Origin of the sequence: Streptomyces ficellus, from assembly GCF_009739905.1 — a bacterium.
Taxonomy (GTDB): Bacteria; Actinomycetota; Actinomycetes; order Streptomycetales; family Streptomycetaceae; genus Streptomyces; species Streptomyces ficellus_A.
Genome location: NZ_CP034279.1, coordinates 5873213 through 5891554 on the forward strand (window position 1 = coordinate 5873213; position 18342 = coordinate 5891554).

21 protein-coding genes are annotated in these 18342 nt (G+C 71.5%); 13 read left to right on the plus strand and 8 right to left on the minus strand.

The window, feature by feature from the left end:
• Nucleotides 1-869 precede the first annotated feature (869 nt).
• Nucleotides 870-1661, plus strand: a complete 792-nt coding sequence (locus EIZ62_RS26270; RefSeq protein ID WP_244375973.1) for a hypothetical protein — start codon at nt 870-872, stop codon at nt 1659-1661.
• 169 nt (nt 1662-1830) lie between these two features.
• On the opposite strand, the gene EIZ62_RS26275 is transcribed toward EIZ62_RS26270, so the two are convergent.
• Nucleotides 1831-2379 (minus strand): HFCD family protein, encoded by a 549-nt coding sequence (locus tag EIZ62_RS26275; RefSeq protein ID WP_156695148.1) that lies wholly within the window; start codon nt 2377-2379, stop codon nt 1831-1833.
• Between the two features lie 118 nt (nt 2380-2497).
• Here EIZ62_RS26275 and EIZ62_RS26280 point away from each other — a divergent pair, with 118 nt between their 5' ends.
• The 4 genes from EIZ62_RS26280 to EIZ62_RS26290 all read left to right on the plus strand — a co-directional run bounded on the left by EIZ62_RS26280 (nt 2498) and on the right by EIZ62_RS26290 (nt 5526).
• Nucleotides 2498-3679, plus strand: a complete 1182-nt coding sequence (locus tag EIZ62_RS26280; protein ID WP_156695149.1) for a helix-turn-helix domain-containing protein — start codon at nt 2498-2500, stop codon at nt 3677-3679.
• A 72-nt stretch (nt 3680-3751) separates the two neighbouring features.
• The gene (locus tag EIZ62_RS26285; RefSeq protein WP_156695150.1) at nt 3752-3949 is read left to right on the plus strand and encodes a hypothetical protein; all 198 of its coding nucleotides are present in this window, start codon (nt 3752-3754) and stop codon (nt 3947-3949) included.
• A 325-nt stretch (nt 3950-4274) separates the two neighbouring features.
• A complete protein-coding gene (locus EIZ62_RS32785) occupies nt 4275-4406 on the plus strand; it encodes a hypothetical protein (RefSeq protein ID WP_280117756.1) in 132 nt (43 codons plus the stop codon).
• A gap of 1 nt (nt 4407) precedes the next feature.
• Nucleotides 4408-5526 (plus strand): methyltransferase domain-containing protein, encoded by a 1119-nt coding sequence (locus EIZ62_RS26290; RefSeq protein ID WP_244375975.1) that lies wholly within the window; start codon nt 4408-4410, stop codon nt 5524-5526.
• Between the two features lie 44 nt (nt 5527-5570).
• Here EIZ62_RS26290 and EIZ62_RS26295 read toward each other — a convergent pair whose 3' ends face one another.
• Nucleotides 5571-6239: a response regulator gene (locus tag EIZ62_RS26295; RefSeq protein ID WP_156695152.1), complete on the minus strand. Its 669-nt coding sequence runs from the start codon at nt 6237-6239 to the stop codon at nt 5571-5573.
• A gap of 127 nt (nt 6240-6366) precedes the next feature.
• Between EIZ62_RS26295 and EIZ62_RS26300 the strand changes: the two genes are divergently transcribed.
• The 4 genes from EIZ62_RS26300 to EIZ62_RS26315 are packed head-to-tail and all read left to right on the plus strand — an operon-like array spanning nt 6367 to nt 9813.
• Nucleotides 6367-7350, plus strand: coding sequence for a Bug family tripartite tricarboxylate transporter substrate binding protein (locus tag EIZ62_RS26300; protein ID WP_156695153.1), 984 nt, complete (start codon nt 6367-6369; stop codon nt 7348-7350).
• Entirely contained in the window at nt 7347-7871 is a 525-nt protein-coding gene (locus EIZ62_RS26305; protein WP_156695154.1) for a tripartite tricarboxylate transporter TctB family protein, read from the plus strand. The genes EIZ62_RS26300 and EIZ62_RS26305 overlap by 4 nt, the downstream gene beginning before the upstream one ends.
• Entirely contained in the window at nt 7871-9367 is a 1497-nt protein-coding gene (locus EIZ62_RS26310) for a tripartite tricarboxylate transporter permease (protein WP_156695155.1), read from the plus strand. The genes EIZ62_RS26305 and EIZ62_RS26310 overlap by 1 nt, the downstream gene beginning before the upstream one ends.
• The gene (locus EIZ62_RS26315; RefSeq protein ID WP_156695156.1) at nt 9364-9813 is read left to right on the plus strand and encodes a GNAT family N-acetyltransferase; all 450 of its coding nucleotides are present in this window, start codon (nt 9364-9366) and stop codon (nt 9811-9813) included. The genes EIZ62_RS26310 and EIZ62_RS26315 overlap by 4 nt, the downstream gene beginning before the upstream one ends.
• Here the strand turns inward: EIZ62_RS26315 and EIZ62_RS26320 are convergent.
• Nucleotides 9792-10289 carry a ribonuclease FAU-1 family protein gene (locus tag EIZ62_RS26320; RefSeq protein WP_156695157.1) on the minus strand — a complete coding sequence of 166 codons (498 nt, stop codon included), beginning with the start codon at nt 10287-10289 and terminating at the stop codon, nt 9792-9794. The two genes, EIZ62_RS26315 and EIZ62_RS26320, sit on opposite strands and share 22 nt — an antisense overlap.
• A complete protein-coding gene (locus EIZ62_RS26325) occupies nt 10270-11193 on the minus strand; it encodes a GNAT family N-acetyltransferase (protein WP_156695158.1) in 924 nt (307 codons plus the stop codon). The genes EIZ62_RS26320 and EIZ62_RS26325 overlap by 20 nt, the downstream gene beginning before the upstream one ends.
• A gap of 70 nt (nt 11194-11263) precedes the next feature.
• Here EIZ62_RS26325 and EIZ62_RS26330 point away from each other — a divergent pair, with 70 nt between their 5' ends.
• Nucleotides 11264-11638 (plus strand): GntR family transcriptional regulator, encoded by a 375-nt coding sequence (locus EIZ62_RS26330; RefSeq protein WP_208828054.1) that lies wholly within the window; start codon nt 11264-11266, stop codon nt 11636-11638.
• 102 nt (nt 11639-11740) lie between these two features.
• Here the strand turns inward: EIZ62_RS26330 and EIZ62_RS26335 are convergent, their stop codons facing one another.
• Entirely contained in the window at nt 11741-12844 is a 1104-nt protein-coding gene (locus tag EIZ62_RS26335; RefSeq protein WP_208828056.1) for a DUF5925 domain-containing protein, read from the minus strand.
• Between the two features lie 260 nt (nt 12845-13104).
• Here EIZ62_RS26335 and EIZ62_RS26340 point away from each other — a divergent pair, with 260 nt between their 5' ends.
• Nucleotides 13105-13914, plus strand: coding sequence for an SGNH/GDSL hydrolase family protein (locus EIZ62_RS26340; RefSeq protein WP_156695161.1), 810 nt, complete (start codon nt 13105-13107; stop codon nt 13912-13914).
• Between the two features lie 213 nt (nt 13915-14127).
• Nucleotides 14128-14391, plus strand: a complete 264-nt coding sequence (locus EIZ62_RS26345; protein ID WP_156695162.1) for a hypothetical protein — start codon at nt 14128-14130, stop codon at nt 14389-14391.
• 144 nt (nt 14392-14535) lie between these two features.
• On the opposite strand, the gene EIZ62_RS26350 is transcribed toward EIZ62_RS26345, so the two are convergent.
• From EIZ62_RS26350 to EIZ62_RS26360, 3 genes are all read right to left on the minus strand, one after another.
• The gene (locus tag EIZ62_RS26350; protein ID WP_156695163.1) at nt 14536-15738 is read right to left on the minus strand and encodes a CaiB/BaiF CoA transferase family protein; all 1203 of its coding nucleotides are present in this window, start codon (nt 15736-15738) and stop codon (nt 14536-14538) included.
• Between the two features lie 73 nt (nt 15739-15811).
• A complete protein-coding gene (locus EIZ62_RS26355; protein WP_156695164.1) occupies nt 15812-16594 on the minus strand; it encodes an ABC transporter permease in 783 nt (260 codons plus the stop codon).
• Nucleotides 16591-17529 (minus strand): ATP-binding cassette domain-containing protein, encoded by a 939-nt coding sequence (locus EIZ62_RS26360; RefSeq protein WP_156695165.1) that lies wholly within the window; start codon nt 17527-17529, stop codon nt 16591-16593. Before EIZ62_RS26360 ends, EIZ62_RS26355 begins: the two co-directional genes overlap by 4 nt.
• 63 nt (nt 17530-17592) lie before the next feature.
• Between EIZ62_RS26360 and EIZ62_RS26365 the strand changes: the two genes are divergently transcribed.
• Nucleotides 17593-18300 (plus strand): TetR/AcrR family transcriptional regulator, encoded by a 708-nt coding sequence (locus EIZ62_RS26365; protein WP_156695166.1) that lies wholly within the window; start codon nt 17593-17595, stop codon nt 18298-18300.
• Nucleotides 18301-18342: the final 42 nt, after the last annotated feature.

The following is an 18342-nucleotide window of genomic DNA, read 5'->3' on the forward strand; positions in this document are numbered from 1 at the left end:
TGATCGGAGGCGTCACCTTGGCTGCTGCCCTGTTCGCCGGCCAGACTGCGGCGATCGTCGCTCAGCAGCGGCAGATCGCGGACTTGCAGACCCGAGACGCCGACCCAGGGCCCCAAGGGCCGCCCGGGCCACGGGGACTTCCCGGTCCCCGCGGTCAGGCGGGTCCGGTTGGGAAGGACGGCAAAGATGGACGCGCCGCGCCCGTGGATGTCGCCCCAGCGGCCGATGAGCTCAGCAACGGTCGCACGCGACAGATGACACAGCTCGAATCACGGGCCTACTGCACCGATCTCGTGGGTGAGGCGTGGCCTGAGACGAAGAGCGGAGATCCCTCGCTAGACGAGCTGACCGGCTCGTACTCCGCGATGCAGCGGGACAAGGCGTTCACGCAGTGCATGACAGATGAGGGCTGGCCTCAGCCCTAGGTGGTGCTGACACTTGCTTCATGAGCCTGGCGCCTGTCACGAACCATCGCGGGCTACCGACCCTGGACTGCTGCGCCCCTTTCGTGCCTGATGGAGCGTACGCGTCCGTACTTGTTCGCCCTGGCCGCCAGCGCTGCCATGTGGTTGGACACTCGCCATCCTGCCTGAGCGACCGGCGTCGGCTGACAGGTTCAGGCACCATGACAGCATGCTGATTGATCAAAAGTGAAACTGGTGGAGTCAGATGGAGTCATGTAGTGCAAAACGGGGAAGTGTTTTGCGCGCATATGGATCCAAAGTTACCAATTGAATGCGCGGGAGTAAAATAGGCCCACGAGTCTGCAATCATGCTACTGGCATATCTGCGTGAAGGGATGCAAGCGAAGCATGATTGATCTCCCAGCTCTGCCTATCGGGCCCAAGTATATGACTATCAGTCCAGAGATGGCAGAGCTCTGGTTGACTCACTGCAACCCGGCGCATAACCGTGTTCTCTCGGATACCGTCTATGAACGGTACGCGAAGGCGATGGCTGATGGGGCGTGGAGGACGACGCATCAGGGCATCGCTTTTGATAAAAACGGCATGCTGCTCGATGGCCAGCATAGGTTGATGGGTATCAAGCTTTCGGGTGTTTCAGTCGAGATGCTTGTGATTCCCAATTGTGAGGCAGAGACCTTCGATGTGCTTGACTCAGGCCATCGTCGACAAGCGGCACAACTTCTTAAAATCCCCCACAGGGTAATTGTGGCTGCGGCGGCCCGGGTTATCGGGCAGATGTATAAAATGTGGGATCCGGTTACTCTTTTTGATGGGTTTTATGATACGAAAGCCGCCACCTCAGACATCTTGAAGGCTGTTGCGGCCTGGCCAGAGCTTACGACCATGGCGCCCATTGCTGCTGCGTCATATCGAGCCTCTGGAATCAATCAGCCCACCCACCTGGTGGTGCTCGCTCAAGCAGCACGAACTGAGTACGCCGAGAAGATCGACGATTGGGCTAACGGTCTAATTTCTGGCGCTAACATGGATGCCAAAGATCCTCGCCTCGTCCTCAGGAATCGATTTTTCCGTGACCGTGTAGTGCTTGGGACGAGTGGAGGGCGTCGAGCCTCCTATAATCTGATCGCCAAGTCGTGGAATAGCTGGGCGCAGGGGAAGCTTCTTGGGACTTTGAAGACCCTTGATGGCGAGGGTGTTATTCCCGTGATCGGGACTGAGAAATTTAAGCCCTAAATCGCCTGGGCGGAAATTTGGCGTGAGGTCGGTGAAGCGGCTTTTGGTGGGAGTGGGCGGAGGTCGAGAGGGCAGCGCGTAACGTGCATCCGGTACGGCCAGGCAGCCCACTTCACCACCAAGATTCCTTACGGGATAACCTTTGCGTCAAGTTCCCGGATGCGAAAGATCAGCCCGCCGGGGGACGAGCAACCCGCGCCACCTCATCCAGGGCCAGGCCCCACGGGTACTCCGCCGGTCGTCCCTGGCCCGGCTGGTTCGGTACGAACCCGCCCTCGCCGTAGAGGACGGTCACGCCGAGAGCGCGGAGGGTCTCCACTGACCGTTCCAGCGCGGAGTGCTGCGCGTACGCCGCGTTCACGCACGGCATCGTCACGATGGGGGTGCCTTTGCCGATCCCTTCGGCCACTACGCCCACCACCCATTTCGACGTCAGTCCGAGCGCCCATTCGTTGACCGAGTTGAACGTCGCCGGTGCGAACAGGATGGCGTCCGGCTTCGGCCACACGTCGGGCTGCCCGGGCATCCGGTACTCGGACCGGACCGGATGACCGGTGAGCGCGGCCAATCCGTCGACACTGTCCGCCAGCCACGAGGACGCGGTCGGGGTCAGTCCGAGGCACACGTCCCACCCACGGGCCTGCGTGTCCTCGATGACCCCGGCAACGTCGAACACGGGGGGCGCGGCCGAGCAGAACAGGTACAGGGTCCTCGTCATGGCCCCATCCGATCACACGCGACCGCGCCCATCACGGTGGGGGACGCATCGGGTTGGGGATCCGGACGGCCGCCACGCGGGTACCTTGCGGATGATGAGTCGGGGACGGGAGACCGGTATGCGAAACCTGGACGACGACCACACGGGTGCCCGTATCAAGGAGCAGCGGAAGCTGGCCCGTCTGACGCAGCGCGAGCTGGCGGCCCGCATTCCGTACTCGTACAGCCTGCTGAACCAGGTGGAGTGCGGGGCGAAGCCGGCAACGGATGCGTTGGTCGCTGCCGTGGCCACGGCGCTTGGGGTTGACGCGACCATCCTCGCTGGCCCTTCCCGCGTTACCGGAGTCCAGCAGGCTCGCCTGGCAGCCCTCGTACGGCCGATCCGCGAGGCCCTAGACCTGTTCGACCTCGAACCGGAGCCGGTCCACCGCGTTCGTCCCCTCACGGAACTGTCTGCTGCGGCCGACCAGGTGTGTCAGGACGTACGGGCCACCCACCTCCGCAAGGCCGCGAAAGACCTGCCGCCGCTCCTCGCGGAACTCACCGTACTGGCCCGGACGCGACCCTCCACGGCGACATGGCAGGCCCTCGCCTCCACCTGTCGTACGGCCCATGACGTGGCGTTGAAGGTGGGGTACCGGGACCTGGCCACGGTCGCCCTCGACCGCATGGGCTGGGCCGCCGAGCGCGCGTCGGACCCCTGCCTCGCCGCGATCCGCCACTACAAACGTGCCCTCGGACACAAGACCTCTGAGTACGACCTGGGGCGCCGGCTCGTCCAGACCGGCCATGAACTGCTCGACGGCGAGCGTTCACGAGAAGCCCTGGTCGTCGCTGGGCAACTGCATCTCGGTGCTTCCGCGGTGGCGGCCCGCTCTGGCGACGCCCCCGCGGTCGCCCGGCACATCGCCGCAGCCCGCGAACTGGCGACGCGTGTCGGTGGCGAGGCCCCGGAAGTGCACTGGCTCTCCTTCGGCCACATGAACGTCGCCCTGCACGAGCTGGGCGCTTCGATCACCCTTCGGCAGTTCGACGCAGCCTCGGTCCAGGCCCGGCGGATCAAACTGCCGCCGTCGACGCTCACGTCCCGGCGTGCACGCTTCCTGGTCGACCGGGCAGTGGTCGACATGGAGACCGGCCGCGCGGATCGCGCGCTGCAACACCTGGCCGACGCACGGCGCGCAGCTCCCGAGCAGACGAGGTACCACCCTGGAACACGCGACGCCATCACGGGCCTCCTCCACACGACTCGCCGTACTCCCGCCATGCTGAGCCACATGGCCGCGTGGATCGGCTTGTAGGGCGCCCACAGCATTCACAGCGCTCACAGAACGGTGAGCGTTGCGCCCCTTCCCGTGGCCCACCCTGGCTGCATGCCAGAGCAGCAGATCAGCGGCCCTCCGCAGCCCGTATGCGCCTACTGCCCCAAGCCCGGCGCCGACGTATGTGTCCGTACCCTGCCCAGCACATCGGGCCCGGACCGGGCGGTCCTCGCACATCGCGCGTGCGCCGAAACCCGGGGCGTACGGCCGCTGTACGAGCTGGTGGTCCCGGCCGGGTCCGCCCGGTGAGCGTCCAGTCCGCCCCGCCACCGCGAACGTCCGCCGCCATGACGCGTCCGCCCGCCCTGGCCCTGTGCTGGGATGCGAACCCGGCGGTGCCCACTCGCTGTTGCACCTTCGCACCCGGCCACGTGGGCGACCATTTCCACGAATACTCGGAGACCCGTTGGCCGTTACGGGTGGGCGCGACCGACGAGCGCGGCCTGCTGACGGTGTCCGACGCCCTGCGCGACCGCTGATCTCCGCCCGCTGCCCACGACCGACCGGCGGGGACGGCGTAGCGGGCGGCCACCAGCACCCCGCCACATCCCCACCATTTATGCAGGAGGAGAAGATGAGCGATCCCATGGCCGACGGGGGCAAGCACGGCGGCGAGCCGTCCGACAAGCCCTGGACACCGCCGCCCACCCCGCCGTCCCCGGACGGCTCCGGCCCGGGGAAATACGCCGACAATGACAGGAGCTGATGTGACCACCGCCCGCTCGGGCGGGCACGCCGCCCTCGTGGAGTACCTCTACGGGCGCGGCCTGCTCGACGAATCATGGCGCGCTGTCTGGCACGCCGTCCCGCGCGCGCCCTTCATCCCGTGCCGCGCATGGCGCCAAGGCCCTACGGCGTGCGAGCCGCTGACCACCGAGGCTGAGCGCCTGGCTCTCATCCACTCCGACGAGCCGGTCGTCATCCAGGTCGACGACGGCGAGGCCGATGGCCCTGGCATCGCCACATCGAGCAACTCGCAACCCTCGATGGTCGCCCGGATGCTGCGACTCCTGCTGGTCGAGCCCGGCCGGCGCGTGCTCGAGATCGGCAGTGCGTCGGGGTACGTCGCGGCCCTGCTCTGCCGCCGGCTCGGTGACTCCGCGGTCTACAGCGTCGAGATCGACCCAGGGCTGGCGCACCACGCGGCCGCCGTCCTGCGGGCGACCGGCCATCACCCGAACCTGGCATGTGGCGACGGTGAAGCGGGCTGGTCCGACGAGGCACCCTTCGATCGCGTCCTCGCCACCTGCGCCCTGCGCACGGTGCCGCACCCGCTGGTGCGGCAGCTGGTGCCGGGCGGCATTCTGGTCGCGCCGTTGGCCAGGGACTTCTGGAGCGGTGCGATCGTCCAGCTCACCGCTGACGGCAGCGGGTCGGCCACGGGCCGCTTCCAGGGCAGCGCCTCGTACATGCCGATGCGCTCCCATCGGCCGGCCCCGCCTCCGCCAGTCGCCGAGACGACATGTCGACCGACAATCGTGACCATCGACCCTCGCCAATTGTTGTCACTCGGCTTCGCGCTCTACGCGGGCGCCCGCCTGCCGGGAGTACGCATGGTGCACGTGACGCGGCCCGACGGCGCGCAGGTGTGGCTCCAGGACGAGCACGGTGCTGCCGCCACGGTGAGCACGGGTGAGGCCGCGTACGAGTACGGGGCGCGCTGCCTGTGGCAGGAAGCGGAGCGCGTACACGCCGAGTACATCGCCCTCGGCTCGCCCGGGGTCCACGACTTCGGCCTCACCGTGACCGCGCACGCACAACAGGTGTGGTTGCACCAGCCGGGCGCGGTCGTCCGGCCCGCACCGGCACGCGAACCGGCCTCATAGAGTGCGGGACCCGCGCCCCGCCCCCCCGCTCACCCCCGCCCCCCTCACCCCACCCGCCGGTAGCGGCGCTCCGGTCTGCCCGTGCCGCCGTAGCGGAGGGTGACTTCGGCGCGGCCCGTGCCGGCGAAGTACTCCAGGTAGCGGCGGGCGCTCACGCGGGACAGGGAGCCCGCCTCCGCGCACTCCGCCGCCGACAGGCCCGCGGGGTGGTCGCGCAGGATGCGCTCCACCAGTTCGGCGGTGTGCGCGGCGAGGCCCTTGGGCAGCTCGCGCGAACCCGGCGGGCGGGTGCCGAAGATGTGGTCGACGTCCTCCTGGCGCGCCTCCTCCAGCGCGTCCAGGCGGGTGCGCACCCCGGCCACGTGCAGCAACTGCTCGCGCAGCGCCGCCTGGCTGAACGGTTTGATCAGGTAGTGCAGGGCCCCGGCGCGCAGCGCCGAGCGGATCGTGCCCGCGTCCCGGGCCGCCGTGATGAACAGCGCGTCCACCCCGTGCCCCGCCGTCCGCAGGGCACGCAGCACCCCGATCCCGTCCATGTCGGGCAGGTAGATGTCCAGCAGGACGACGTCCGGGCGCAGCGCCTCGGCCGCCCGCAGCGCCTCGGCGCCGCTGTGCGCCACCCCGACGACCGTGAAGCCGTCCATCGCGGACACATAGCGGCTGTGCAGCTTGGCGACCATGAAGTCGTCGTCCACCACCAGCACCTTCGTCACCGGCGACAGGCTAGGTCCCGACCACAACGACCACAACGTCCGTTGATTGCGGAAGGGAGACAGCTTCTTAACGCACGGGCAACATGTGGGCCACCTCACAGATACGTCCGTACGAAAGGCGGCACACGTGCGATTGCGCACCCCCCTCGCCCTGCTCGGGGCGGCGCTGCTGGTGCTCGTGGGGCCGCCGCTGCTCGCACCCGGCAGCGGCTCCGGCACCGGCACCCAGATCCCCGGCCTGCGGTTCATGGTCCCCAACACCCCCGGCGGCGGGTACGACATCACGGCGCGCACCGCGGCCAGGAACGCCGAGGACGCCGGGCTCACCCACGACGTCGAGGTGTTCAACCTGCCCGGCGCCGGCGGCACCGTCGGCCTGACCCGGCTCGTCGGCGAGCACGGCAACGGCAGGCTCGCCATGTCCATGGGCCTCGGCGTCGTCGGAGCCGTACACACCAACAAGACCCCGGCGACCCTCGCCGACACCACACCCATCGCCCGGCTCACCGAGGAGCAGGACATCGTGGTCGTCGCCAAGGACTCCCCGTACCGGACGGTCCAGGACCTGCTCGCCGCCTGGAAGAAGGACCCGGCGGGGCTGCCCGTCGGCGGCGGGTCGTCCCCGGGCGGACCCGACCACCTGGCGCCCATGCTGATGGCGCAGGCCGCCGGGATAGCCCCCCGGTCGGTGAACTACGTCCCCTTCGACGGCGGCGGCGAGCTGCTCGCGTCGATCCTCGGCAACAAGGTCGCCTTCGGGGTCTCCGGCGTGGGCGAGTACCTCGACCAGATCGAGGCGGGCGAACTGCGTCTCCTCGCCGTCACCGGCCCCAAGCGCGTCCCCGGGCTCGACGCCCCGACCCTCCGTGAGGCGGGCCTGGACACCGACTTCACCAACTGGCGCGGCATCGTCGCCCCGCCCGGCCTGACCCGCGCCGAGCGCGACAAGCTCATCGGCCTCGTCGAGGAGCTGCACGCGTCGAAGGAGTGGCGGGCCTCCCTGAAGAAGAACGGCTGGAGCGACGCCTTCCTGTCCGGCGACGCGTTCGGCGACTTCCTCGACGAGCAGGACGAACGCGTCGACTCCGTCCTGAAGGAGCTGGGACTGTGAGCACACCTGGCACACCGAGCACCACACGCCGCGCCTGGCTGCGCGAACACTCCGAACTCGGCGTCAGCCTGCTGCTCCTCCTCCTCGGCGTCCTCGTCCTCACCGACGCGCTGACGATGGACGTGGCGGCGGGACAGCGCGGCCCCGTCGGCCCCGCCACCGTCCCCGTCGTCGTCGGCACGGGCCTCCTCGCCGTCGCCGTCCTCCTCGCCGTCGACGTCCTGCGCGGCGGCCGCGGCGAGGCCGAGGGCGGCGAGGACGTCGACCTGTCCGAACCCGGCGACTGGCGCACCGTCCTGCTGCTCGCCGGGGTGTTCCTCGGCGGCGCCGTCCTCATCGGCCCGGCCGGCTTCCCCGTCGCCGGCGCGCTGATCTTCTGGGGCTCCGCGTACGCCCTCGGCAGCCGCCGCCCCGACCGCGACCCGCTGATCGCGGCCGCCCTCTCCCTCGCCACCTACCTCGTCTTCACCCACCTCCTGGGCGTCCCGCTCCCCGGCGGCCCCCTGACGGGAGTGCTCTGATGGACTCGTTCACGTCCCTCGTCGACGGCTTCGGCACCGCGCTGACACCGGTCAACCTGCTGTGGGCGGCGATCGGGGTGCTCCTCGGCACGGCCATCGGCGTCCTGCCCGGCATCGGCCCGGCCATGGCGGTCGCGCTGCTGCTGCCCGTGACGTACGGCCTCGAACCCACCGGCGCGTTCATCATGTTCGCCGGCATCTACTACGGCGCGATGTTCGGCGGCTCCACCACGTCCATCCTGCTCAACACCCCCGGCGAGAGCGCCGCCGTCGTCGCCGCCATCGAGGGCAACCCGATGGCCAAGGCGGGCCGCGGCGCCCAGGCCCTCGCCGCGGCCGCGGGCGGACACTTCGCGGGCGGCCTCATCGGCACCGTCCTGCTCGTCGCCCTCGCCCCGACCGTCGCCGCGCTGGCCGTGGACATCGGCGCGCCCGACTACTTCGCCATCATGGTGCTGGCGTTCATCGCCGTGACGTCCGTCCTCGGCTCGTCCCGCATCCGCGGGCTCGCCTCGCTGCTCGTCGGCCTCACCCTCGGCCTCGTCGGGCTCGACCAGATGACCGGCCAGCAGCGCCTCACCTTCGGCTCGCTCCAGCTCGCCGACGGCATCGACGTCGTCATCGTCGCCGTCGGCCTCTTCGCCATCGGCGAGGCCCTGTGGGTCGCGGCACACCTGCGGCGCGGCGGCGCCGACGCGATCCCCGTCGGCAGGCCCTGGCTCGGCAGGGACGACGTCCGGCGCACCTGGAAACCATGGCTGCGCGGGCCGCTGATCGGCTTCCCCTTCGGCGCCATCCCGGCCGGCGGCGCCGAGATTCCCACGTTCCTGTCGTACGTCACCGAGAAGCGGCTGTCGAAGCACCGGGACGAGTTCGGGCGCGGCGCCATCGAAGGCGTCGCCGGACCGGAGTCCGCCGCCTCCGCCTCCGCGGCCGGCACCCTCGTGTCGATGCTGACGCTCGGCCTGCCCACCACCGCGGTCGCCGCCGTGATGCTCGCCGCCTTCCAGCAGTACGGCATCCAGCCCGGCCCGCTGCTCTTCGAACGCGAACCCGACCTCGTGTGGGGCCTGATCGCCTCCCTCTTCGTCGGGATGGTGCTGCTCCTCGCGCTGAACCTGCCGCTCGCGCCCGTCTGGGCCAAGCTGCTGCGCGTCCCGCGCCCCTACCTGTACGCCGGGATCCTGTTCTTCGCGGCGACGGGCGCCTACGCGGTCGGCGGCGAGGCGCTGGACCTGGTCCTGCTGCTGCTCATCGGCCTCATCGGGTTCGGCATGCGCCGTTACGGCCTGCCGGTGCTGCCCGCCGTGATCGGCGTCATCCTCGGCCCGGCCGCCGAACAGCAGCTGCGCCGCGCGCTCCAGATCAGCGACGGGAGCGTCACCGGGCTGGTGAACACCCCGTTCTCGGTGACCGTCTACGCGGTGATCGCCGTCCTGCTGGCCTGGCCGCTGCTGAAGAAGGCGGTGACCCGCCGCCGTAACGTGTCGGCATGACCGACCATCGCATCCGCCCGGCGACCGCCGGCGACGTTCCCCGGGTGAAGGCCGTGACCGACGCGGCCTACCAGCCCTACATCGAGCGGATCGGCCGTGTGCCGGGCCCGATGGAGGCCGACCACGCGGCGGAGGTCGCCGCGGGGAGGGTGTTCGTCGCCGGCGACCCGGCGGTCGGCCTCGTGGTCCTGCGAACCGGGGCCGACCACCTGTACCTCGACAACGTCGCCGTCCACCCGGAGGTGCGGGGCACCGGCCTCGGCCGCCGCCTGCTCGCCTTCGTGGAGGAGCGGGCCCGCGAGCTGGGCCTGCCCGAGGTGCGGCTCCTGACACACCGGCTGATGCGGGAGAACCAGGCCATGTACGCGCGGTACGGGTACGAGGTCGACGAGCCGCGCACCGCGGACGACCCCGAGCGGGTCCACTACCGCAAGCCGGTCGCCTGACTCGCCCCCGGCAGGCGGCCCGCGCGGGCCAGGGCCTCCAGGGCGTCCAGGGCCTCGCGGGCCGCCGTCGCCGCGGCCGGGTCCCGGTCGGCCAGCCCGCTCGCGGCGAACTCCTCCTCGTCCAGGCGCAGGACCTCGGTGCCGTCCGCGGACACCCACAGGTCGAGGTCCAGGTCCTCCACGACCACCGCGTCCCGGCCGACGAGGACGGGCCGGGTGACGTCGCAGTACCAGCCCTTCAGGGCGCCGTCCCCGCCGCGCACCTCCTTCACCGCGTACCACCGGTTCCGCCAGTAGTGCTCGGTGAACACGTCGCCGGGCTCGAAGCGCACGAAGCCGAAGTCCCGCACCCCGTCCGCCGCCCACGGGGCACGGACCGTGAGGCGGACACCGTCGTCGGCCACGACGTCCGCCGGGTACGAGATCTTCGTCCGCCCGGCCTTGACGAGACGCACCTCAACCGAGCGTGCGGACATGCCGGACCTCCGTCGCGCAGACCTCGTACCCGAACCACTTGTTGATCGCCAGCATCGGGCCGTTCGCACCGTCGTTGCAGGTGTACGCGTCGGTACAGCCCGCCGCGCGGGCCCGGCGCAGCGAGTCGGTCTTGGCGAGCTTCGCCAGGCCCCGCCCCCGGTGGGCGCGCAGCGTGCCGGTCATGCCCGACACGTACCGCGTCCCGCCGTCCGTGAACGCGGCGGTGTAGGCCGCCACCTCACCGTCCACGGTCACGACCGTCGAGAGGTCGCGGTCCAGCAGGGGGTTGTTCCAGGTGTGGCGGATCCAGTCCTCGTAGTCGTCGAAGTCCGTGGCGATGTCGCTCGGCTCGTCCGCCGTCGCCTCCGCGTCGGCGACGAACATCGGGCGCGGGTCCGCCTCGTAGTCGGCGGCGGTACGCAGCGCGACGCCGGGCGGGAGCGTCCCGGGCAGCTCGGGCAGGTCCGTGCCCGTCAGGTCGAGGCGCTGGAAGTGCGAGGACCGGGTGGGCCGGTAGCCCCGCTTCTCCGCGAACCCCAGGCTGCCCGGCTCGTCCATCACATAGGCGTACAGCGAGGTCGCGCCCTCGGCCGCCAGGTGCTCCTCCGCGGTCCGCAGCAGCAGGCCGCCCGCGCCGTGTCCCCGGTGGTCGGGGTGGACGTGCGGGGTGGCGTAGGCCTGGCCGGGCTCGCTGCTGTCGTAGGCGACGCCGACGTAGGCCGTCCCGACGACCTCACCGTCCTTCTCGGCGACCAGCAGGCGGAACTTCGCCGCCGGGTTGAAGTTGTCGACGTCGAAGAGCACCGAACGCGGCGTCGCCACCTGGAACGGTATGCACGCCTGCCGGGACCTGCTCACGGCCTCGGCGTCCTCGGGGCGGAAGTCCCGCACGATCACAGTCATGGAGCCGCACGGTACGCGCGGCGCCACGCGAACGCCTCCCAATTTCCCCGGTCTGGGGGACAATCGGCCCGTGACCTTGAAGATCTCCATCGACGCGGGTTCCTCCACCGCCCCCTACGAACAGCTGCGCGCGCAGATCTCCGACCAGGCCCGGTCGGGCCGGCTTCCCGTCGGCCACAAACTGCCGACCGTCCGGGGCCTCGCGGAGGAGCTCGGCCTCGCCGCCAACACGGTCGCCAAGGCCTACCGGGTGCTGGAGACCGACGGGGTGATCGAGACGCGCGGCCGCGCCGGGACGTTCGTCGCCGCCGCCCGCGACGCCGCCGCCCGCCAGGCGGCCACGGCCGCCGCCGCGTACGCCGCCGAGGCCCGCCGCCTCGGCCTCACCCGCGCCGACGCACAGGCCGCCGTCACGGACGCACTGCGCGCCGCGTACGGGGACTGAGCCGGGTACGTGTCTTCCCCGCGGGGGCCCGCGGTCGGAAGGCGACCGGCGGCGGGAGCGGCGTCAGGCCCGCCGACCCGTCCCCGCGCGCCCGCGACCCGGCTACAAGTACAGCCCCGCGTCCGCGCCGTGGGTCTGGTCCGGGATGGACGCGGGGCCCGTGCCGCGTCGTAGGGCGTACAGCTCCGCCAGCGTCGCGCCGTCGCGTCCGACGCCCTCCTCGGTGCCGAGCCACGTCACCGCCTCCGCCCGGGTCAGCGGGCCGACCTCGATGCGGGCCAGGCAGCGGCCGGGGCGGACCACCGCCGGGTGCAGGCGCTCGAGGTCCTCGTTGGTGGTGACGCCGACGAGGACGTTGCGGCCCTGCCCGAGCAGACCGTCCGTCAGGTTCAACAGCCGCGACAGCGCCTGGCCCGCCGTGTGCCTGGCCTCGCCGCGGATCAGCTCGTCGCAGTCCTCCAGGAGCAGCAGCCGCCACCGGCCGTTCGCCGTGCCCTCGTCCTCGCCGATCGCGATGTCCATCAGGTAGCCGACGTCGTTGAACAGGCGCTCCGGGTCCAGCACGCAGTCCACCTGGCACCAGTCCCGCCACGACCGCGCCAGCGTGCGCAGCGCCGACGTCTTGCCCGTGCCGGGCGGGCCGTGCAGCAGGAGCAACCGGCCCGCGATGTCGTCGGGCGTGACCTTCATCAGCCGGTCCATCGCCCCGGCCACCGGGGCCGTGTAGTTGGGCCGCACCTCCTCCCACGAGCCGGCGGCAATCCGCCGGGTCGTGCGGTGCGGGCCGCGGCGCGGCGACACGTACCAGAAGCCCATGGTCACGTTGTCCGGCTGCGGCTCCGGGTCGTCCTTCGCCCCGTCCGTCGCCTGCTTCAGCACCCGTTCGGCCAGGTCCGCCCCGGTGGCGGTGACCGTCACGTCGGCGCCCCGGTTCCAGCGGGAAACCAGCAGCGTCCAGCCGTCGCCCTGGGCGAGCGTGGCGCTGCGGTCGTCGTCACGGGCGGTGCGCAGCACCTCGGCACCCGGCGGGAGCAGGGTCGCGCCGGGTTTGACGCGGTCCAGGTTCGCGCTGTGCGCGTACGGCTGCTCGCCCGTCGCGAAGCGCCCGAGGAACAGCGCGTCGACGACGTCGGCGGGGGAGTCGCTGTCGTCGACGGTGAGCCGGATCGGCAGGGCCTCATGAGGGTTGGCAGACATGCGCCCCATGATCGGGCACACCCGTTCTCCCCGCACGGTGTTTATGTGCGTGTTCGAACCAGTCGGGCGGGCGGCGTGCGGACCGGGTGGCGTCGTCTCGCCAAAGGAACCGCCGCACGGGTGAGTTGCCCCCACAATTCCGGATATCCGGCCTCGAGCGTGAGCAGACTTCGACTGGGCGTCAGCTGACCGCCACGCGCGGATATTGGCATGGACACCGCAAGATGCTACGAACTTTTCAGGCAGAAAGCCTGCTAAAGGGAGGTTCCATGAAACTGTCCCGAGCCGCGGCACTCCCCACCTCACTGCTCCTCGGCGCCGTCCTGACCCTCACCGGGGCGGGCGCGGCGCAGGCCGACTCGTCGGCCGCAGCCCTCGACTACGTGGCCCTCGGCGACTCCTACTCCTCCGGGGTCGGCGCCGGCAGCTACGACGGCGCGAGCGGCGACTGCAAGCGCAGCACCAAGGCCTTCCCCAGGCTCTGGGCCGCCGCCAACTCCCCCTCGTCCTTCGCCTTCACCGCATGTTCGGGCGCCCGTACGAACGATGTGACGGCAGGCCAGCTCGGCCCGCTGTCCTCCGCCACCGACCTCGTCTCCGTCACCATCGGGGGCAACGACGCCGGGTTCGCCGACGTCATGACCACCTGCGTCCTCCAGTCCGAGGCCACCTGCATCGCCCGCGTCAACGAGGCGAAGCGGTACGTCGACACCACCCTGCCCGGCCGGCTCGACTCGGTGTACTCGGCGATCAGATCCAAGGCGCCCTCGGCCGAGGTCGTCGTACTCGGCTACCCCCGCTTCTACAAGATCGGCGGCAGCTGCCTCGCCGGTCTGAGCGAGAACGAGCGTCGTGCCATCAACAGCGGCGCCGACCACCTCAACGCGGCGACCGCCAAGCGCGCCGCCGACCACGGCTACACCTGGGCCGACGTCGTCCCCGCCTTCACCGGCCACGAGATCTGCTCGGGCGCGTCCTGGTTGCACAGCGTCAACTGGCTCAACATCGGCGAGTCCTACCACCCCACCGCCGCCGGACAGTCCGGCGGATACCTGCCCGCCTTCAGGGCCGCGCTGTAAGGGCCCCGCGGCACCGTCCCGTTGGGGTCCGCCGGTGGGCGGCCCCCGATGGGACACCCGTTCAACTCGCGCTGATACAGCTCGTATTCGGAGGGTAGTCGTCAACCCTCGTACATGTGTGGTGAATCCCGCCACCGGGATACACGAGTGTGATGCGGGGACGATAGGGTTAATCTGCAGCGGCCGGGTGCCCTCGTACGGGTGGGGAGTGACATGGAACAGATAACGGTGCGCAGCAGGCCTCGGGTGCCTGCGATCACATGCGGGAGCAGCGCGACCAGCACGCGCCTCGACCGTCATCTCTCGGTGCTGGGCGGCCCGGCCGTCCCGCAGCGTGAGGCGGCCGAAGCCACGCTGCTCATGCGGGAGTTGACGACGCGTGATGTCGCCCACACCCGCACGAGCAAGAGCGCGCGCGTCAGGCTCTTCGCGCCACTGCGCCGACTGCGTCGCTCGCTCTTCGGCAACCACGCCTGACCGGGGCGGCCCACCGCCCCGGCGGGCTCACCCGCCCGCCGTCACCCGGAGTAACCGGTCGGCCGTGACGTGCCGTCCGCAACGTGCCGGCCGTACCGCCGGCCGTCACCCGCCGACCGCCCCCGTCGCCGCCGCCCCGCCCCGTCAGGCCACCACGCCCTCCCGTCGCAGCGCCGCCCGCTCGTCGTCCGGCACGCCCAGCTCCCGCAGCACCGCGTCCGTGTGCTCACCCAGGGCCGGGACCGCGCCCATCCGCGCCTCCGGACCGCCCGGGAGCGTGACCGGGGGCAGCAGGGCCCGCAGCGGCCCCACTTCGGTGCCCACCTCCCGCCAGCGGTCCCGCGCCGCGAGCTGCGGGTGCGCCGCCACGTCCTCGACCGTGTTGAGGCGGGCGCACGCGATGCCCGCCGCCTCCAGGCGGCCGACCGCCTCGGCCGTCCCCAGCAGGGCCAGCGCCCGGCCCACCACCGCGTCCGTCTCCTCCCGGTGCGCCACCCGCGCGGTGTTCGTGGCGTACGCCGGATCGTCGCCCAGCTCCGGCCGCCCGAGCACCCGTTCCGCGAGCCGCCGCCACTCGCGGTCGTTCTGCACCGACAGCAGCACCTGCCCCCCGTCGGCGGTCGGGTACGCGTCGTACGGGGCGATGACGGCGTGCGCGACCCCCGTGCGCGCCGGAGTCCCACCCCCGTGCATCCCGTGGTGCAGCGGGTGGCCCATCCACTCGGCGAGCGACTCCAGCATGGAGATCTCCACCGGCCCGCCCCGTCCCGTCGTGGCCCGCCGCAGCAGCGCGGCCAGCACCCCCGAGAAGGCGTACATCGCCGCCGCGACGTCCGCCGCCGGGATCCCCGCCTTGACCGGCTGCTCCGGCGTCCCGGTCACCGACACCAGGCCCGCCTCGCACTGGACGAGCATGTCGTACGCCCGCTTGTGCGCGTACGGCCCGCCCGCCCCGTACCCGGAGATGTCCACCGCGACCAGCCGCTCGTCGGCCGCGCACAGGGTGGCCGCGTCCAGGCCGAGCCGGGCCGCCGCGCCCTGGGCCAGGTTCTGCACGAACACGTCGGCGCCGGCCACCAGCCGCCGGACGACGTCGAGGCCGCGCGGGTCCTTCAGGTCCACCGCCACCGACTCCTTGCCCCGGTTGCACCAGACGAAGTGCGAGGCCAGGCCCGCCGCCGCGGTGTCGTAGCCACGGGCGAAGTCACCGCCGTCCGGGCGCTCGATCTTGATGACCCGGGCGCCCAGGTCGGCGAGCTGGCGGGTGGCGAACGGCGCCGAGACGGCCTGCTCCACGGCGACGACGGTGATGCCCTCCAGGGGGAGGGGCAGCGGCTGTGTGCTCATGCAGCCGTGCCTATCGTGTACGTGCCACCTTTGTCACCCCCTCCTGGGGAGCCGGCAGCCGGCAGTCGGCCCGTCACCGGTCAGAGGCCGCGTACCTGCGCACGGCGAGGGGCACGCACACCGCCAGCAGGACCAGGGACCAGCCCACCGCCCCCGCCACCGGGTGGGCGACCGGCCAGGCGGCGTCCGCCGGGACGGGCGCGTTGCCGAAGAGGTCCCGTACCGCCGTCGTGACCGCCGAGATCGGGTTCCACTCGGCGACCGTCCGCAGCCAGCCCGGCATGCCCTCGGTCGGGATGTACGCGTTCGACAGCAGCGGCAGCATGAACGTGGCGCTGCCCAGCTGCCCCGCCGCCTCCTCGCTCCGCGAGGCGAGCCCGAGCAGTATCCCGGCCCAGGTGGCCGCGAACCTCAGGAGCAGCAACAGCCCGAAGGCGCCCACCGCTTCCAGCGGGCCGCCCTCGATCCGCCAGCCCATCGCCAGGCCCACCAGGATCAGCGGCACCAGCCCGGCGGTGGTCGTCACCAGGTCGGCGACCGCCTGGCCCAGCGGCACCGCCGCCCGGCTCATCGGCAGGGTGCGGAAGCGGTCCATCACGCCCCGGTGGGAGTCCTGGGCGGCGGTGAACATCCCGGTCATGACCCCGTTCGCGGCCGTCGCGACCAGCATCCCCGGCACCAGGTACGCGCGGTAGGCGTCGCCCGGCATGGCGAGCGCGCTGCCGAGGACGTACCCGAAGAAGAGCAGGAAGACGATCGGCATGGTCTGCGTCAGCACCAGCAGCGCCGGGGCGCGCCTGGTCCGCTGGAGGTGACGGCCGGTCATGGCCGCCCCGTCGTGGACGAGCGCGGTCATGCGGCGGCCTCCTGCCGGGCGGTGAGGCGCAGGAACACCTCGTCGAGGGTGGGCGGGCGGAGGGAGGCGTCGACGACGAGGACGCCCGCCGCGTCGAGTTCGCGCACGATGCGGGGGAGGGTGAGGGTCCGGTCCGTGGTGACGGCCCCGGCGGTGCGGGTCTCCGCGTCCAGGGCCGGCCGCGAGCCGGTGAGCTGGTCCAGGACGGCCGCCGCGGCGGGCAGGCCGGCCGGGTCGGCGACGACGACCTCGGCGTACGCGCCGATCGTCGCCTTGAGTTCGGCGGGTGTCCCGCTGTGGGCGGCCCGTCCCTCGTCGATCAGGACGATCTCGTCGGCGAGCTGGTCGGCCTCCTCCAGGTACTGCGTGGTGAGGAGCACGGTCGTGCCCGTGGACGCCAACCCCCGTACGGCGTCCCACACGGCGCTGCGGCTCTGCGGGTCCAGGCCGGTGGTGGGCTCGTCCAGGAACAGCACCGCGGGCCGGGCGAGCAGGCCGGCGGCCAGGTCCAGGCGGCGGCGCATGCCACCGGAGTAGGTGCGGGCGGGCCGGCCGGCCGCGCCCGTCAGGCCGAACCGTTCCAGGAGTTCGTCGGCGCGGGAGCGCGGTACGCGCAGCAGCCGGGCGAACAGCCGCAGGTTCTCGGCGCCCGACAGCTCGCCGTCGACGGAGGCGTACTGGCCGGTGACGCCGATGCGGCGGCGTACGGCGGCGGGCTCGCGGACCACGTCGTGGCCCGCGACCCGGGCGCTGCCGGAGTCGGGTGCCGTGAGCGTCGTCAGGACCCGCACGGCGGTGGTCTTGCCGGCGCCGTTCGGTCCGAGCACCCCGCAGACCGCGCCTTCGGGGACGGCGAGGTCGAGGCCGCGCAGGGCGCGGACGTCTCCGTAGCGCTTCTCCAGACCCTCACTAAGTACAGCGTACGTAGTTGTCATGGGTCGACCGTACCTCACTACGTACGCTGTACGTAACTACGATGGTGGGCGAGGTGATGATCCATGGCGGGCCGAGCGGCCGAACCGGAAGTGATCTGGGCGCGCCCCGAGCGGACGGGCCGTGGCCCCAGGCCGGCGCACAGCCGTGCCGACATCGCGGCGGCGGCGGTGCGGATCGCGGACGCCGACGGCATCGACGGCGTGTCCATGCGGCGCGTGGCGGCCGAGCTGGGCTGCGGCACGATGTCGCTCTACAACTACGTGACCGGCAAGGCCGACCTGTACGAGCTGATGGTCGACGCGGTGAGCGGCGAGTACGAGCTGCCGGACGCGCCCAGCGGTGACTGGAAGGCGGACATGCTGGCGCTGGGCCGCCAGACCCGGGCCATCATGCACCGGCACCCGTGGCTCACCCGGGTCATGTCGACCGTCTACGGCTTCAGCCCCAACGCCCTCCGCTATCTCGAGTTCTGCCTCGGCTGCCTGGCCCCGCTGGACGTGCCGGGCGGCGCCAAGATGGAACTGATCGCGATGGTCAACGGCACCGCCCTGGTCACCGTCGCCAATGAACTGGCCATGGCCGAGCGCAGCCGCTCCCTGCCGTGGTCCGAGGAACGGGAACAGGCCGTGCGCGCGGCCTATCTGGGGCGGGAGGTGGCGAGCGGGGCCTATCCGCGCCTGGCCGCACTCCTCGCCGAGGCACCGGCGCCGGAAGCCCCCGACAAAGCCTTCGACCGCGCTATGCGGCGACTGCTGGACTCCTTCGGCTGACACGGGAGCAGCCGTCGGCCGTGGTGGCGTCCGCGGCCGTTG